Here is a 14,479-nt window from a genome sequence, read left to right as displayed (position 1 = left end):
ATGAAAGATCTGACTACATCAGACATTGAGCGCCAAAACGTGCTCAACAACCGTTTCGCTGTCGATGAAATGCAACGACAGCTTGGGATAGAGGGTATGCTCTTTGAAGGAGAATACCGATTCACGAAAAAGATGATCGCAGATTTCTACGGCGTGGACGTCTCGACAATAGACCGATACTTGACCGCGTACGGCGATGAGCTGAAGCGCAATGGATATGTTTTATGTCAAGGTAAATCGCTTGAAGCGTTCAAGTTACAATTTGATCACCTCACAAATGAGGCGATCAAAACCAGACGACTCGGACTCTTTAATTTCCGTGCCTTCCTGAACATGGGCATGCTGCTGGCCGAGAGCGAGAAGGCCAAAGCAGTTCGGAGCCTGATCTTGGATGTGGTCATCGCCACCATCAACGAAAGGACGGGAGGCGGGACGAAATACATCAACCGAAGGGATGTGAATTACCTGACCGCGGCCATTACGGAAGAGAATTATCGCAAGAACCTGACCTCGGCCATCAACCAATATGTGTTCGGGCATCCGACCTACAAGTATGCTCAGGTGACGGATCTCATCTATGAAGCCGTATTCAGAGAGAAGGCCAAGGAGTATCGTAAGATTCTTCGCTTAGCACCGAAAGACAATGTCCGGCAGACGTTGTATGCAGAGGTGCTGCTCGTCATTTCATCGTTTGAAAACGGACTGGCTGCATACATAGAAGCACGTTTTAAGAAGAATGGCAGCGTCCCACTTACCATCGAAGACGTGGCGGAGCTTATTGACGAACTGTCCGAGCACCCCATGCAAAAGCCCTATATCCATGACGCCAGAACGAAGATGGCCTCTCGCGATTATAGTTTCCGCGATGCCTATCACGGGAATATAGCAGACTATCTGCGGGCCGTCACACCGGAGGAGTTCGAGCGATTCATCGGCGATCAGTCGGTTGATTTCGATCGGATCCTGGCCGAGAATAAAGACGTACTCAAACGTTTGAAGCAGGCGGAGGATGAATGAGGCGATCCGGTATATCGATTATGACGAGACGTTGGTAGTCTATCGTAAGATGATCTCAGCCAGCGACGGCGGATTCTCCGGTGTGCGCGACGAGGGTGGAATTCGAGCCACGTTGGAGTTCGTACGGAATGATGACTATTACCCCACGTTCACGGATAAGCTGTCCTACCTTGTCTTCACCTTCTGTTCAAGGCATTACTTCACGGATGGCAACAAGCGTATCGCACTGACCTTGGGGGCCTACTTCCTGCATAAGAACGAACGTTATTGGAACGCATGTGTCTTCATGAAGCAGTTTGAATCGATCATTTATCACATCGCGGCCTCGCATATCAGTTCTGACTTGTTGCTTCGCATGATGTATGCTTTCATGGCCGGCGAAGACTATGACGAGGCGCTGAAGTTGGATATAGCCCGTGCGACGAGCTTAGGAGAGTTAGGCGTACAAGGCGAAGACTACGACCGAGAGGAATCCAAGGAATAGGCACAGGGGGGCACACACCTTTATACGTACAGTCACGGCGGCGATGGGGAGCAGTTCCTTGTCGCCGCCGTTGCTTTATACCCAGCCCATCGCTGAATAAGAGTCCAATTCTCCGGCCGACACCTTTTTCCACCGACGATCATTACCCATCGAACCTCACTCCATCTTATTCATCTCTTCTCTTTTGAAATCTCCTATGAAGGGAAATATAGGCGGTGGAAACCGTTGATTGTTTTTGGGTGCTTTTGTTTGGCGGTATGGCTTATGAGCGTCGGCCGAGAGCTTTTCAAATGGATATAAACGCCATAGAAATGCGATTGCAAGCGGGCTTATCGGGGTTATGAACAAGCGGCGGAAAACGCTCTTAGGGAATTAAAAATGGGGGTGGGAGAGGGGAGAGAGCGGTGGAACGACAGGTGGAGAATGTGCGGAAGATTCTTCCAAAGTTTGTTTGGCGTTATGAGAAGTCTGTGAGCTTATGCAAGGCACTGAATCTTCCAAATCTATTTATGAGCAGTTCTTAACGAGGCTATCCCAGGAGAATCCACGGGGTTATACACACCTGCGGAAGGGGTTCGGTTAGGAGCAAAGATGTTTCACTTCAACCGAGGCGGTTCATCTACGAAAGCGGAGCTCAACTCGATGTCTTTGGTGAGCACTCCTCCGCTCCCCTGGTAAAGACTTTTTCCACCGGCAATCATCATGCACAACTTCATTTTGTCATTTCTGTTTTTTTGATTCTCTATAGTGGGGATGATAACCAGTGGAAAGCGTTGATTCTTTTTTCATCGATTATTTGGGTATCCGGGTTATGAGCGCTTGAGCGTACATTTTCAAACAGATATGAACGGCCTAAATGTGCTCCGGAAGCGACTTCATCTAAGTTATAAACACCCTGCGAATAACTTTTTGAGGGGATTAAATCGGACTGTGGAAAACCTCTTTCTCGGTGGATTTTCACGTGGAGAGTATGGGTACGATTTGTTGGAAATTTCTTTGGCAAAACGGGAAACAGCTCCTCTTATAGCGCATCTTGATTTCTCCAAATATCCTTTTCAGTAGTTGTAAACGAAGTTATAAGCAGGTTTTCAACCGGATAGAGAGGCCGTTGAGGCGCTATTTTGCAGGGATTTGGCCGCGGGCGTACCTTTGTAATCGTTATAAGTAGGAGTTACAAGCAAGATGAAGTTTGATTACGACGTGATCGTGGTGGGTGCGGGTCATGCCGGCTGCGAAGCGGCAGCAGCGGCAGCTGGACTGGGTTCGAAGACACTGCTCATCACCCGCGACATGAATAACATGGCTCAGATGAGTTGCAACCCCGCTGTGGGGGGCATTGCCAAGGGGCAGATCGTTCGTGAGATCGATGCCTTGGGGGGATGGATGGGCCGTGTGACAGATCGCACGACGATTCAGTTCCGTATGCTGAATCGGAGCAAGGGACCAGCTATGTGGAGTCCGCGTGCGCAGTGTGATCGCGCTCAGTTCGTGCGTGTTTGGCGTGAAACAATCGAGGGAATCCCGAACCTCTATCTCTGGCAAGACACCGTGAACCAGCTTCTGCTCGATGGGCAAGAGGTTTGCGGTGTTCGGACGCAATTGGGCGTTGAATTTCACGCTCGTTGTGTCGTGCTGACTAACGGTACGTTCCTGAATGGTCTGATGCACGTAGGGAGTGTTCGGTTTTCGGGCGGTCGTATGGCTGAGCCAGCCGTTACAGATCTCACGGAGCAGCTTGTCTCGCTCGGCTTCACTGCCGACCGTATGAAGACGGGTACGCCGGTCCGAATTGATGGTCGAAGCGTTCATTTCGAGGAACTTACAGAGCAAGCAGGAGATCTTGATCCATCTCGATTCTCCTATTTGGACAATGTACGAAGCGATCTGAAGCAGTTGAGTTGCTGGACGCTCTACACCAATCCGGCCTGCCACGAAGTGTTGCGTAGCGGACTTTCCGAGTCACCACTTTACAACGGTAGTATCAAGAGTATTGGTCCCCGTTACTGTCCCAGCATCGAAACGAAAATCATGCTCTTTGCCGATAAAACGCAACACCAGCTCTTTCTCGAGCCCGAGGGCGAGCGGACGAACGAATACTACTTGAATGGCTTCTCCTCGTCGCTTCCGTTCGATGTGCAGCTTCGGGCGCTACAACAGCTCCCCGCCTTTCGCGATATTCATCTCTATCGCCCTGGTTACGCCATTGAATACGACTTCTTCGACCCGACGGAATTACTCCACACGCTTGAGACGAAACGTATCTCGCGTCTATTCTTTGCCGGACAGATCAACGGGACAACCGGCTATGAGGAGGCAGCAGGACAAGGGTTAATAGCGGGTATCAATGCGCACTTACGTTGCCATTCGGAGGAGGAGACGTTTGTCTTACGGCGTGACGAGGCTTATATCGGTGTACTGATCGACGACTTAGTAACGAAGGGTGTCGACGAGCCGTATCGCATGTTCACCTCCCGCGCGGAGTATCGCATCCTATTGCGTCAGGATAATGCAGATATGCGTCTGACCGAGCGTGCCTATCGTTTGGGTTTGGCAGACGACTATCGCTATCGATTATTCTTGAGTAAGAAGCAAGCGTGCGAGGATGTGACAAACTTCATTCGATCTTTTTCTGTCACGCCCGAACGGGTGAATGATTTACTGCTGCGTTTGGGCACATCGCCGCTGGAGCATGCATGCAAGTTGGTCGATGTATTGTCTCGTCCACAGGTCAAATTCACAGATGCAATGAATGGCATATTTGAGTTCAGAGAAATCATTGACGCCATTTCCGCGAATTATAGAAATGAAGTTTTGGAGGCTGTGGAGATCGATGTAAAGTATGGGGGCTACATCAAACGCGAGCGATTAGTGGCCGATAAAATCTCTCGACTGGAAAATATACGGATCAAGGGGCGTTTCGATTATGCGTCCATACAATCGCTCACCATTGAGGCACGACAGAAGCTCGCCCGGATCAATCCAGAAACACTCGCTCAGGCGGGGCGAATTCCAGGTGTTTCACCGAATGACATCAATGTGTTGCTTGTATTGCTCGGTCGGTGAAACCTTGATTTGTTTCACGTGAAACAGGAAACATGGACTATGAACGATCGATTGAATTACATCACATCCCTACTCTCCACCATACCCGAGAAGCCCGGATGCTATCAGTATTACGACGCGAAGGGTACGGTGATCTATGTGGGTAAGGCTAAGAATCTACGCAAGCGTATCTCCTCGTACTTCCAAAAGGAGCACGAGAACAGGAAGACGCGCGTGTTGGTGAAGCAGATCTACGACCTTCGATACATCGTTGTCGATTCGGAGGCGGATGCGTTACTGTTAGAGAATAACCTAATCAAGCAGTATCGTCCGCGATACAATGTATTATTGAAGGACGATAAGACGTATCCTTCGATCGTCATCAAGAACGAGCCCTTCCCGCGAATCTTCCAAACGCGCAATATTATTCGCGACGGCTCGCTGTATTACGGTCCCTATTCATCTGTGCATTTTATCCGCACGCTATTACACCTGATCAAAGAGCTTTACCCTATTCGTAATTGTAAACATGCACTGACGCCCGAGGCAATCCACGCAGGTAAGTATAAAGTCTGCTTGCAGTACCATATCAAGCGTTGTAAGGCGCCATGTGTGGGGATGCAGTTGGCGGAGGAATACAACAGGAACATCGCCGACATCAAGGAGATCCTGAAGGGAAACAGCTCCAAGGTGAGCGAACTGTTGCTCGAACGAATGAAGGTGCTTGCTGAAGAGATGCGTTTTGAAGAGGCGCAAGAGGTAAAGCGACAGTATGATTTGGTGGAAAGTTTCAGGCTGAAATCTACCGTTGTGCCGATGCTTCACAACGTGGACGTGTTCTCGTTGGACGAAAACGAGACGTCCTTTTTCATCAATTACATGCATGTTGGGAGCGGTGCAATCGTTCAGGTCTACACGATCGAGTATCAAAAGAAACTCGACGATGAACAGAAAGAATACGTCCTGGGGCTGGGTATTGTAGAGATGCGTGAGCGCTTTCGGAGCCATGCAAACGAGATTATTGTGCCGTTTATTCCTGAAGGCGTCTTCCCGGAAGGGATCAGCTTTACCGTTCCGCAAAGGGGGGATAAGCGGAAGTTGCTCGAGCTTTCACTTCAAAATGCGAAGCAGTATAAGGTGGATAAACTGAAGCGATCGGAGAAATTCAACCCGGAGCAACGTGCGACACGTCTGTTGACTACGATCCAAAAGGATTTGCATTTGCCCGTTTTACCGATGCAAATAGAGTGTTTCGACAACTCGAATATCCAGGGGACGAACCCCGTGGCTGCTTGTGTAGTGTTCAAGAAGGCGAAGCCGTCGAAGAAGGATTACCGCCATTTCCATATCAAAACCGTCGTGGGGCCTGACGACTTTGCTTCGATGCGAGAGATCGTCACACGGCGCTATACACGACTTCTGGAGGAGAAGGCACCGCTACCGCAGTTGATCATTATCGACGGGGGCAAGGGGCAGTTGAATGCGGCTACGGAGGTGCTTCGTGAGCTGAATCTGTTAGGCAAGATCACCATTGTTGGGTTGGCTAAGCGGCTTGAGGAAATCTTTTACCCCGGCGATCCGTTTCCGCTCGTGCTCGACAAGACGTCTGAAACGCTGAAAGTGATCCAGCATTTGCGCGACGAGGCGCACCGCTTTGGCATCACTTTTCACCGGCATATGCGCAGCAAGGGGCAGATCGTCTCCGAACTGGATACGATAAAAGGCATCGGGGAGAAGACGAAAGAGGCGCTGCTGAAGAAATACAAAAGCGTGAAGCGTATTCGAGAGGCACCGTCCGCGGAGCTCGAAGAGCTGATCGGAAAGAAAAAGGCCGCGTTGGTAGCCGAGGGATTAGGTATGGAAGTGCGTTGACGGTTGTCAATGGGTTGCTCCCCCGAGTTTTCTGCCCATTGACAGCAGTCAGAGGCATCTAAAATGCGTTTTTTATCCCATTGACAGCAGTCAGAGGCACCTAAAACGCATTTTTCACCCCATTGACAGCAGTCAGAGGCATCTAAAACGCGTTTTTTATCCCATTGACATTAGTCAGAGGCATCTAAAACGCGTTTTGCATGCCATTGACAACAGTCAATGAGTGATCTGTTAAGGATTTTAACGGGAAGAATGTATTAGACGATCATAATAATAGAAGAGAGAAGATGAGAACCATAGTGCAACGCGTACGAGAGGCCTCCGTGGTCGTAGACGCAAAGTGTGTGGCTGAGATAGGGCAGGGGATGCTGCTTTTGGTGGGTTTCGAGGATGCGGACACGCCGGACGACTTGGAGTGGACGGCCCAAAAGGTGGCCAACCTGCGCATTTTCGACGACGCAGAGGGCGTGATGAATCGCTCCGTGAAGGATGTGGAGGGCGAGCTGCTCGTCGTTAGTCAGTTCACGCTTTACGCCTCTGTAAAGAAGGGCAATCGGCCCTCGTATATCCGCGCCTCGAAGCCGGATATTGCCATTCCGCTCTATGAATCGTTTTGCGAAACGATGAGCCAATACTTGGGAAAACGGGTAAAGACGGGCATCTTCGGCGCCGATATGAAGGTGTCGCTTGTGAACGACGGCCCCGTGACGATTGTTATAGACACGAAGCATAAGGAATGAACGAGATGGAAAATCTGACGATAAGAGACGTGCAACGCCGCGTCGACGACTGGATCAAGACCTACGGCGTACGCTACTTCAGTGAGCTGACGAACATGGCCATCCTTACCGAAGAAGTGGGAGAGGTGGCGCGTATCATGGCCCGTCGATATGGCGAACAATCGTTTAAAGCCAGCGATGCGAAGCATGATTTGGCCGACGAGATGGCCGATGTGCTGTGGGTTTTGGTCTGTCTGGCTAACCAGACGGGCGTCGACCTGACCGAGGCTTTCGAGAGGAACCTGAAGAAGAAAACCGAACGTGACAACGAGAGGCATTTACACAATCAAAAACTACAATAGGATGAACAGAAACGAACACGAACATCACCACGACTGCGACTGCCATCATCACCACGATGAGGAGGAGATGGCGGATAAGTATCACGAATGCTTCAACCGCTTTCAGCCCGCTCTGACAGACGCGGAGGTGGCCGAAAAGACAGCCCAATTGCTGGCTGAAAAGGCGCCTAAGTACTTCACGGACGACACGCTGAAGCAGCTCCATGGCCTGATCGACCTCACCACGCTGACCACCTTGGATACGAAGGATTCCGTCTGGCAGATGGTCGATAGGGAGGTCAATCAGTGGGAGGGCACCCGCCCGGATGTACCCCATGTGGCGGCCGTGTGTACGTACCCCAATTTCACCGAAACCGTTCGGCAGGCCTTACAAGTCAAGGACGTTTCGATAGCTGCCGTAGCGGCCGGATTCCCCGCCTCGCAGACCTTCCCGGAGGTCAAGATTGCGGAGGTCGGTATGGCCGTCCTGGCCGGTGCAGACGAGATTGATGTGGTCATGAACCTGGGGCTTTTCAAGGAAGAAGCCTACGAGGAGCTGACCGACGAATTGCAGGAGATCAAAGAGAGCTGTCGCGGTGCACGGCTGAAGGTGATCCTTGAGACGGGCGCTTTGGCGTCGGCCGAGGAGATCCACCGAGCTACCATCTTGGCCCTCTATTCGGGCGCTGACTTCGTCAAGACGTCTACGGGCAAGGGCTATCCTGGTGCCACGCCTGAAGCCGTCTACACCATCTGCCGTGTGCTGAAGCAATACCAAAAGATCAGTGGGCGACGCGCTGGCCTGAAGGTCTCCGGAGGCGTACGCACGGCCGAGGACGCGGTGAAGTATTACACCCTCGTCCGGGAGTTGCTTGGAGCCGAATGGGTGCATAAAGACACCTTCCGCATCGGCGCCAGCAGCCTCGTACAAGACATTCGCAAGAGATTATAGATCACACAATAGATATATAACCATTAGACAAAAGAGAAGAAGATGAAAAAGTTGATTACATGCTTATGCATGGCCCTTGCGGCGACACTGGGAAGTGCCACCCTGAAGGCACAATATGGCCCCCTACCCGGCGGTGGTTATGGGAATAGCTCGATAAATTGGAAGTATGAGACCGCCACGCGCACCTTGACCCTCACGGGTTATGGCCGCATCCCGGACTATTCCAACCTTCAGCCCGCACCGTGGGCCAAGCACCGGGCCGAGATCAAATCGATCGTTATCGGGAGCGGTATCACAAGCATCGGCGAGTACGCTTTTGCAGGGAGTAGCACCCTGACCTCGGTGCAGATCCCCGCTGGCGTGACGCAAATCGAGGATTACGCCTTTGCGAATTGCTCTGCCCTGCCTGCCATTACGCTGCCGATTGGCGTGACTAAAATCGAAGAAGGAGTCTTCCTCAATTGCTCCTCGCTGCGTTCCGTTACGCTGCCGCAGGGTATGCAGAAGGTGGGCGACGGCGCCTTTGCGAACTGTACCTCCCTGCCCTCCATCACGCTGCCCCTCGGCCTGCGTGAGATTGAAAAGGGTGCTTTCTCGGGCTGTACCTCCTTGGCCTCCGTCTCTTTCCCCGCGGCTGGCCTCACGGACATTGACGAGGGCGCCTTCTACGGCTGTACGGCCCTGAAGGCCGCCACGCTCCCGCTCGGCCTGCGTGAGATCGATAAGAACGCCTTCTGGGGTTGCACATCCTTGACGAATGTCTCTATCCCCGCCAGTGTGACGGAGATTAAGAGTGGTGCCTTCGGTGGGTGTACAGGCCTGCGCAGCGTGACCGTAGGGTGGACCGTTCCGCCTATGCCGCGTTATCCGATCTTCCCGTCCGTACCCGTAGCCAACGTGCAGCTGAATGTTCCTCGGGGAACAGAGTCGACGTATCGCTCGATGCCCGTCTGGAACGAGTTCCTGAAGATCGGCACCGTGGCCAACGCCGAGGTGGACGGTCGCCAGATCTACACCACCGACAGAGTGCTTTACCTCACGCTTCCGCAGCCGGAGCTTGTCCGCATCTTCGACGTTAGCGGTCGACTGTTGCAGACGTTCAGCGCTCCCGCTGGCTCCTCCACCCTCCGCCTGAAGGCTGGCTACCACATCGTCCAAGTGGGCGACACGGCCGAGAAGGTGTACGCGGACTAAGAAGCAAAAAAGCAAAGAATGAAGCCGGGTACTGGTTCGGAGCGCTCCGTCCGGTACCCGGCTTTTCGTTTGGTAGGAATCTTCGATGGTTTTGGCTTCTAAACGGTTTTTGGAGTCCCAGACAGGCCACATGCGTCAAAAGATCTGGCCCCTAGGATGCTGCTTTGATCTTCGATTTTCTATGTTTGCGCCCGCAACGAGTAATACAACGATTTCAAGATGGATACCTCTTATTTCCGGAATAAGTTATTGGGTCTGCAGGACTACATGATGAACTTTGCGCTCACCCTCACGGCCGATCGCGAAGATGCGATGGATCTGACGCAGGAGACGTCGCTCCGTGTCTTGGACAACCTGGAGAAGTACACGGACAACCGCAACTTCAAGGGCTGGGTGTTGACCGTGATGCGGAACATCTTCATCAATAACTACCGCCGTGTGCTGCGCTCGCAGACGGTTGTGGAGCAGGACATCGACCTCTATCACCTCGAGGCCACTACCGAATCGAGCATCGAGACGCCCGAGAGTGCTTGTCGACTGCAGGAGATCACGAAGGCTATCGGCGAGCTGAACGACGAGCTGCGTGTGCCCTTCACCATGTACGTCAGTGGCTATCGCTATAACGAGATTGCCGATGCGCTGGGCATCCCCTTGGGGACGGTCAAGAGTCGCATCTTCTTTGCCCGTCAGGCGCTCAAGACGAAGATCGAAGAGAACTGAACCTTGTAATAACGAAAAGTGAGAACAGTCCTGCCGGACAGTGGGAGAGGGGGAATCAGATCCTTTTTTCTCGCGTCCGGCAGGACCTTTTTGTGTGGTGTCTCATTGTCTCACTGTCTCATTACCTTCTTTTCTTCCCTTGATAGAAGAAAAGAAGCAAAAGAAGATCAAGGCGTCAGGGACGCCAGCCAAGTTTTCTTGGTACTTCAAGACCTTAGGGACGCCAGCCAAGTTGGCCTGGTACTTCAGGACCTCAGGGATGCTGGCCAAGTTGACTACCGCACAATTCTTGCTACCATCTCCTTGAGCTCCGTGAGGAAGGCCGAGGCTTCGTAGCTGCCTTGCTCGATGCCGCGGAGCTTACGCTCCCATTGGCCCGTCAGCTCGGGGCTCTTCAGCAGCTCCTCGTGGATGGTGTCGATCAGGCTGACACCCGTCGGGGTGGCCACCAAATGCTTCCGCTCACGGCGGATATAATCGCGCTTGAGCAGTGTCTTGATGATGTTCGCACGCGTGGAGGGTCGGCCGATGCCATTCTCCTTCATTGCTTCACGGAGTGCCTCGTCGTCCACGAAACGGCCGGCCGTCTCCATGGCCCGGAGCAGCGTGGCCTCGGTGTAGGGCTTTGGCGGGGTGGTCTGTTTCTCTACGAGCGATGGCCGATGTGGCCCGCTCTCGCCTTTTCGGAAGGCTGGCAGCACGGATTCTTCCGCCTCTTCCTCCTCCGCCTTCTCTTCCTTCTTGCTGCCCTCCCGCTCGAAGACGGTGCGCCATCCTGGCTTCAGAATCTGCCGACCGGTGGCTCGGAAATCGACCTCGGCAGAGGCGCCCGTGACGGTCGTTGTTGCGACCTCACAGTCGGGATAAAAAGCGGCAATGAAACGTCGTGCCACAATGTCGTACACCCGTCGCTCATCGGCCGAAAGCCCTGCTGGTGCGGCCGTACCGGTGGGGATGATGGCGTGGTGATCCGTCACCTTCTTGTTGTCGAACACCCGCTTATTCTTCGCGATCGGTGCAGCGGTGAGTGGTGCGGTCAGGGCGGCGTAATCGGTCATCCCTTTCAATATTCCGGACACCTTCGGGTGAAGATCTTCGCTGAGGTACGTCGTGTCCACGCGCGGGTAGGTGGTCACCTTCTTCTCATAGAGAGATTGGATCAGGCGCAGTGTCTCCTCGGCTGAGAGCGAGAAACGGCGGTTGCACTCCACCTGCAGCGAGGTCAGGTCGAAGAGCTTCGGGGGCGCCTCACGGCCCTTCTTTTTCGTGACATCGGTCACGGTGAACGGCTGCCCCTCGATGGCACGCAGCAGCGCCTCGCCCTCCTCCTTCTTTGCGAACCGTCCGCGGGAGGCCGTGAAGGTGACATCGCGATAGACGGTCTTCAGCTCCCAAAACGGCTCCGGCCGGAATGCCTCGATCTCGCGCTGCCGACGGACGATCAGGGCCAGCGTGGGCGTCTGCACCCGTCCGATGGAGAGCACGCGTCCGGGCCCACCGAAGCGTAGGCTGTAGAGTCGTGTGGCATTCATGCCCAGGAGCCAGTCGCCGATGGCGCGCGCCAGACCCGCCTCGTAGAGTCGTTGGTAGGCCGAGGCGTCCTTGAGTCGGTGGAAGCCCTCGCGGATGGCCTCCTCCGTGAGCGATGAGATCCAGAGCCGTTTCACGGGGCACTGGCAACGCGCCTTCTGCATTACCCAACGCTGAATCAGTTCCCCCTCCTGACCCGCGTCGCCGCAGTTGATCACCTCGTCAGCCTTCGCGATGAGAGCCTCCAGCACGCGAAACTGCCGCATGCAATGCTCCTCCTCGATCAGCTTGATGCCGAATCGTGGCGGGATCATCGGTAGGCAGCGCATATCCCAGCGTTTCCACGCCGGCGTGTAGTCGCCCGGATCCTTCAGCGTGCAGAGGTGGCCGTAGGTCCATGAGACCACGTAGCCGTTGCCCTCATAAAACCCATCTCGCCGCGTGTTTGCCCCCAGCACACGCGCAATCTCCAGAGCCACGCTCGGCTTCTCCGCAATGCAAAGTCTCATTCTCTGTGTTATGATACGTGTTAGGCGTGCAAAGGTGCATCGATCGGGCGGCCTCACCGAGGCAGTCTCACCGAGCCAAGGAAATTGGTCAGGTATCCGGCCAACTTCCCCGACCTCGGTGAGGCCTTGATCTTCTTTTGCTGCTTTTCTTTCATCAAGGGAAGAAAAGCAGGTAGAGAAACGCCCCGTAATTCCCGATTTAGGCCCATTGCTAAGAAGAAACACGCCGTAATTCAGGATTACGGGCCTGTTTCTAGGAAGAAATACGCTGGAATTCCGGATTACAGGCCTATCTCATCCAAGCGACAAGCCCTTTTTGCACCGGGCAGCATACATTCCCAAGCGAGAGACACAGAAAAAAGGCTCCCCATCAGCCATACACGACCGACAAGAAGCCTCTGTTCTATCCTCCACCCTCTACCCTCTACCCTCTACCCTCTATCCTCTACTCACAGATCCTTACTCCCGAACGACAGCGGAAGCAGCGCCTCGGCCGACTCCACGCAGCAATACTCCGTCCGTCCGCAGAGGTAGATACGGATGGATTGCCCGTAGCGATGCTCCACCTCCGAGATCACCTGCCGACAGCCGCCACACGGACTGATCTTGTCCTGCACCACGCCATCCTTCATGGCCACCACATACAGCGCCCGCACCGCTACGTCCGGATACTGCGCCCCGGCCGTGAACAGGGCCGTCCGTTCGGCACACAATCCCGAGGGATAGGCTGCATTCTCTTGATTACTGCCCGGCACCAGTCGTCCGTCAGCCAGCTCCACGGCCGCCCCGACGTGAAATCCCGAGTACGGAGCGTACGCCCGCTCGGCCGCCGCAAGTGCCACATCCATGCCTCGACGTTCGTCCGCCGTGAGCTCCTTGATACGCCCCCTTTGGAGACGTATTTCAATCCTTTCTTCTCGCATATTTTAGGGTCTTTGGTTGGGCCAACGAAGGTAGCCCGATTTTCCTAACAGGTTAAGGGCGTTCTGGTTATTTTCTATCTTTGCGCCGATTCCTAAAAGAGACGGCCCCGATGATCCCTCGATGTATCCGATACTTTATTCTCATTTTCTATACAGGCTTCACGATCGTAGCGGCAGGCCATGCCGAGCGAAAGCGACACCCTGCTTATGAGAAATACATTACCCAATACGGCTATATTGCCGTACAACAGGGTGATCGATACAACATACCCCCCAGCATAACCCTCGCACAAGCGCTGCATGAATCTGGCGCAGGGCTTTCACGCCTCTCTTTAGAGTCCAACAACCATTTCGGAATCAAGTGCCACAAAGACTGGAAAGGCGCACGTACCTATTGGGACGACGATCTCAAGGACGAATGCTTTCGCAAATACAACAACGTGGCCGAATCCTATGAAGATCACTCCCGTTTCTTAGTCGACAAAAAGCGCTACAGCAAACTCTTCCTCCTCCGCAAGACAGACTATCGCGGATGGGCCAAAGGCTTGCAAGAATGCGGCTACGCCACCGATCGCGCCTATGCCAACAAGCTGATCAAAATGATCGAAGACTATGAACTCTATCTCTTTGACACCGGCAAAAGGATAGCGCGTGAAGTCCAGGAGAAAACGAGAAACGAACAGCCTCGAACAACGCCTACCACGCCCAGTCAGAAGCCCTCTACCCGACCCCTTACCGAGCCGGGGAAGAAAGAAGGCACCTTCTTCGAACGTCTATTCGGCAAAAAGAAGGCCGAGCAGCCTCAACCCTCATCACCAGACGAGAAGGGTCTGAAACCCCGTGACGTCTACAAGACGGGTGGCCTACTCTATACCATCGCACGCTACAACGACACCTTCGATCGGATCGCTCAGGATCTCGGCTTCACAGCACGCGAACTGGCACGATTCAACGAATCACCCGAGAACTTCTCCCTGCGACGGGGGGATATCGTTTACCTGGAGAAAAAGAAGAAACGGGCCGATATGCCCCATCTTTATCATCAGGTGCAGATCGGAGAATCTATGCACAGCATTTCTCAGTACTACGGCATACAGGTTAGTACGCTCTATGCCCTGAACGAGAAAAACCAAAGTTATGTGCCCCGAGAGGGAGAGACACTTAAACTCAGATAAT

The 14,479-nt window shown here is 53.5% G+C and carries 12 protein-coding genes; 10 read left to right on the top strand and 2 right to left on the bottom strand.

Annotation, left to right across the window (positions count from 1 at the left end; translation table 11 throughout):
* The 9 genes from C7123_RS05785 to C7123_RS05745 all read left to right on the top strand — a co-directional run bounded on the left by C7123_RS05785 (window position 1) and on the right by C7123_RS05745 (window position 10,341).
* Window positions 1-1,017, top strand: a complete 1,017-nt coding sequence (locus tag C7123_RS05785) for a DNA-binding protein (protein WP_069176112.1) — start codon at window positions 1-3, stop codon at window positions 1,015-1,017.
* Complete coding sequence (locus C7123_RS05780; RefSeq protein WP_069176111.1) at window positions 1,010-1,501, top strand: Fic family protein; 492 nt, start codon at window positions 1,010-1,012, stop codon at window positions 1,499-1,501. The genes C7123_RS05785 and C7123_RS05780 overlap by 8 nt, the downstream gene beginning before the upstream one ends.
* Window positions 1,502-2,683: 1,182 nt before the next feature.
* Window positions 2,684-4,564: a tRNA uridine-5-carboxymethylaminomethyl(34) synthesis enzyme MnmG gene (mnmG, locus tag C7123_RS05775; protein ID WP_069176110.1), complete on the top strand. Its 1,881-nt coding sequence runs from the start codon at window positions 2,684-2,686 to the stop codon at window positions 4,562-4,564.
* A gap of 39 nt (window positions 4,565-4,603) precedes the next feature.
* Window positions 4,604-6,415, top strand: a complete 1,812-nt coding sequence (gene uvrC / locus C7123_RS05770) for an excinuclease ABC subunit UvrC (protein WP_069176109.1) — start codon at window positions 4,604-4,606, stop codon at window positions 6,413-6,415.
* Between the two features lie 287 nt (window positions 6,416-6,702).
* Window positions 6,703-7,155 (top strand): D-aminoacyl-tRNA deacylase, encoded by a 453-nt coding sequence (gene dtd, locus C7123_RS05765; RefSeq protein ID WP_069176108.1) that lies wholly within the window; start codon window positions 6,703-6,705, stop codon window positions 7,153-7,155.
* 5 nt (window positions 7,156-7,160) lie between these two features.
* On the top strand, window positions 7,161-7,496 hold the full coding sequence (locus C7123_RS05760) for a nucleotide pyrophosphohydrolase (protein WP_173897019.1): 336 nt from the start codon (window positions 7,161-7,163) through the stop codon (window positions 7,494-7,496).
* Window position 7,497: 1 nt separating this feature from the next.
* Complete coding sequence (gene deoC / locus C7123_RS05755; RefSeq protein ID WP_237269288.1) at window positions 7,498-8,427, top strand: deoxyribose-phosphate aldolase; 930 nt, start codon at window positions 7,498-7,500, stop codon at window positions 8,425-8,427.
* 42 nt (window positions 8,428-8,469) lie between these two features.
* The gene (locus tag C7123_RS05750; protein ID WP_069176107.1) at window positions 8,470-9,621 is read left to right on the top strand and encodes a leucine-rich repeat domain-containing protein; all 1,152 of its coding nucleotides are present in this window, start codon (window positions 8,470-8,472) and stop codon (window positions 9,619-9,621) included.
* A gap of 219 nt (window positions 9,622-9,840) precedes the next feature.
* Window positions 9,841-10,341 carry an RNA polymerase sigma factor gene (locus tag C7123_RS05745; RefSeq protein ID WP_069176106.1) on the top strand — a complete coding sequence of 167 codons (501 nt, stop codon included), beginning with the start codon at window positions 9,841-9,843 and terminating at the stop codon, window positions 10,339-10,341.
* A 275-nt stretch (window positions 10,342-10,616) separates the two neighbouring features.
* Here the strand turns inward: C7123_RS05745 and C7123_RS05740 are convergent, their stop codons facing one another.
* Together C7123_RS05740 and C7123_RS05735 are read right to left on the bottom strand one after the other, a co-directional pair.
* Entirely contained in the window at window positions 10,617-12,380 is a 1,764-nt protein-coding gene (locus tag C7123_RS05740) for a DNA topoisomerase 3 (protein WP_069176105.1), read from the bottom strand.
* Window positions 12,381-12,829: 449 nt separating this feature from the next.
* Window positions 12,830-13,303 carry a cytidine deaminase gene (locus C7123_RS05735; RefSeq protein ID WP_069176104.1) on the bottom strand — a complete coding sequence of 158 codons (474 nt, stop codon included), beginning with the start codon at window positions 13,301-13,303 and terminating at the stop codon, window positions 12,830-12,832.
* Between the two features lie 110 nt (window positions 13,304-13,413).
* Between C7123_RS05735 and C7123_RS05730 the strand changes: the two genes are divergently transcribed.
* Window positions 13,414-14,478, top strand: a complete 1,065-nt coding sequence (locus tag C7123_RS05730; RefSeq protein ID WP_069176103.1) for a glucosaminidase domain-containing protein — start codon at window positions 13,414-13,416, stop codon at window positions 14,476-14,478.
* Window position 14,479 lies beyond the last annotated feature (1 nt).

It is taken from the genome of Tannerella serpentiformis, from assembly GCF_003033925.1.
GTDB classification, from domain to species: Bacteria; Bacteroidota; Bacteroidia; order Bacteroidales; family Tannerellaceae; genus Tannerella; species Tannerella serpentiformis.
This window is presented reverse-complemented; position numbering and strand designations above follow the sequence as displayed.

Coding starts and splice junctions, on each gene's coding strand:
- C7123_RS05750 (WP_069176107.1), top strand. CDS start 8,470: ATGAAAAAGTTGATTACATGCTTATGCATGGCCCTTGCGGCGACACTG.
- C7123_RS05735 (WP_069176104.1), bottom strand. CDS start 13,303: ATGCGAGAAGAAAGGATTGAAATACGTCTCCAAAGGGGGCGTATCAAG.
- C7123_RS05745 (WP_069176106.1), top strand. CDS start 9,841: ATGGATACCTCTTATTTCCGGAATAAGTTATTGGGTCTGCAGGACTAC.
- deoC (WP_237269288.1), top strand. CDS start 7,498: ATGAACAGAAACGAACACGAACATCACCACGACTGCGACTGCCATCAT.
- C7123_RS05760 (WP_173897019.1), top strand. CDS start 7,161: ATGGAAAATCTGACGATAAGAGACGTGCAACGCCGCGTCGACGACTGG.
- C7123_RS05740 (WP_069176105.1), bottom strand. CDS start 12,380: ATGAGACTTTGCATTGCGGAGAAGCCGAGCGTGGCTCTGGAGATTGCG.
- mnmG (WP_069176110.1), top strand. CDS start 2,684: ATGAAGTTTGATTACGACGTGATCGTGGTGGGTGCGGGTCATGCCGGC.
- C7123_RS05730 (WP_069176103.1), top strand. CDS start 13,414: ATGATCCCTCGATGTATCCGATACTTTATTCTCATTTTCTATACAGGC.
- uvrC (WP_069176109.1), top strand. CDS start 4,604: ATGAACGATCGATTGAATTACATCACATCCCTACTCTCCACCATACCC.
- dtd (WP_069176108.1), top strand. CDS start 6,703: ATGAGAACCATAGTGCAACGCGTACGAGAGGCCTCCGTGGTCGTAGAC.
- C7123_RS05780 (WP_069176111.1), top strand. CDS start 1,010: ATGAATGAGGCGATCCGGTATATCGATTATGACGAGACGTTGGTAGTC.
- C7123_RS05785 (WP_069176112.1), top strand. CDS start 1: ATGAAAGATCTGACTACATCAGACATTGAGCGCCAAAACGTGCTCAAC.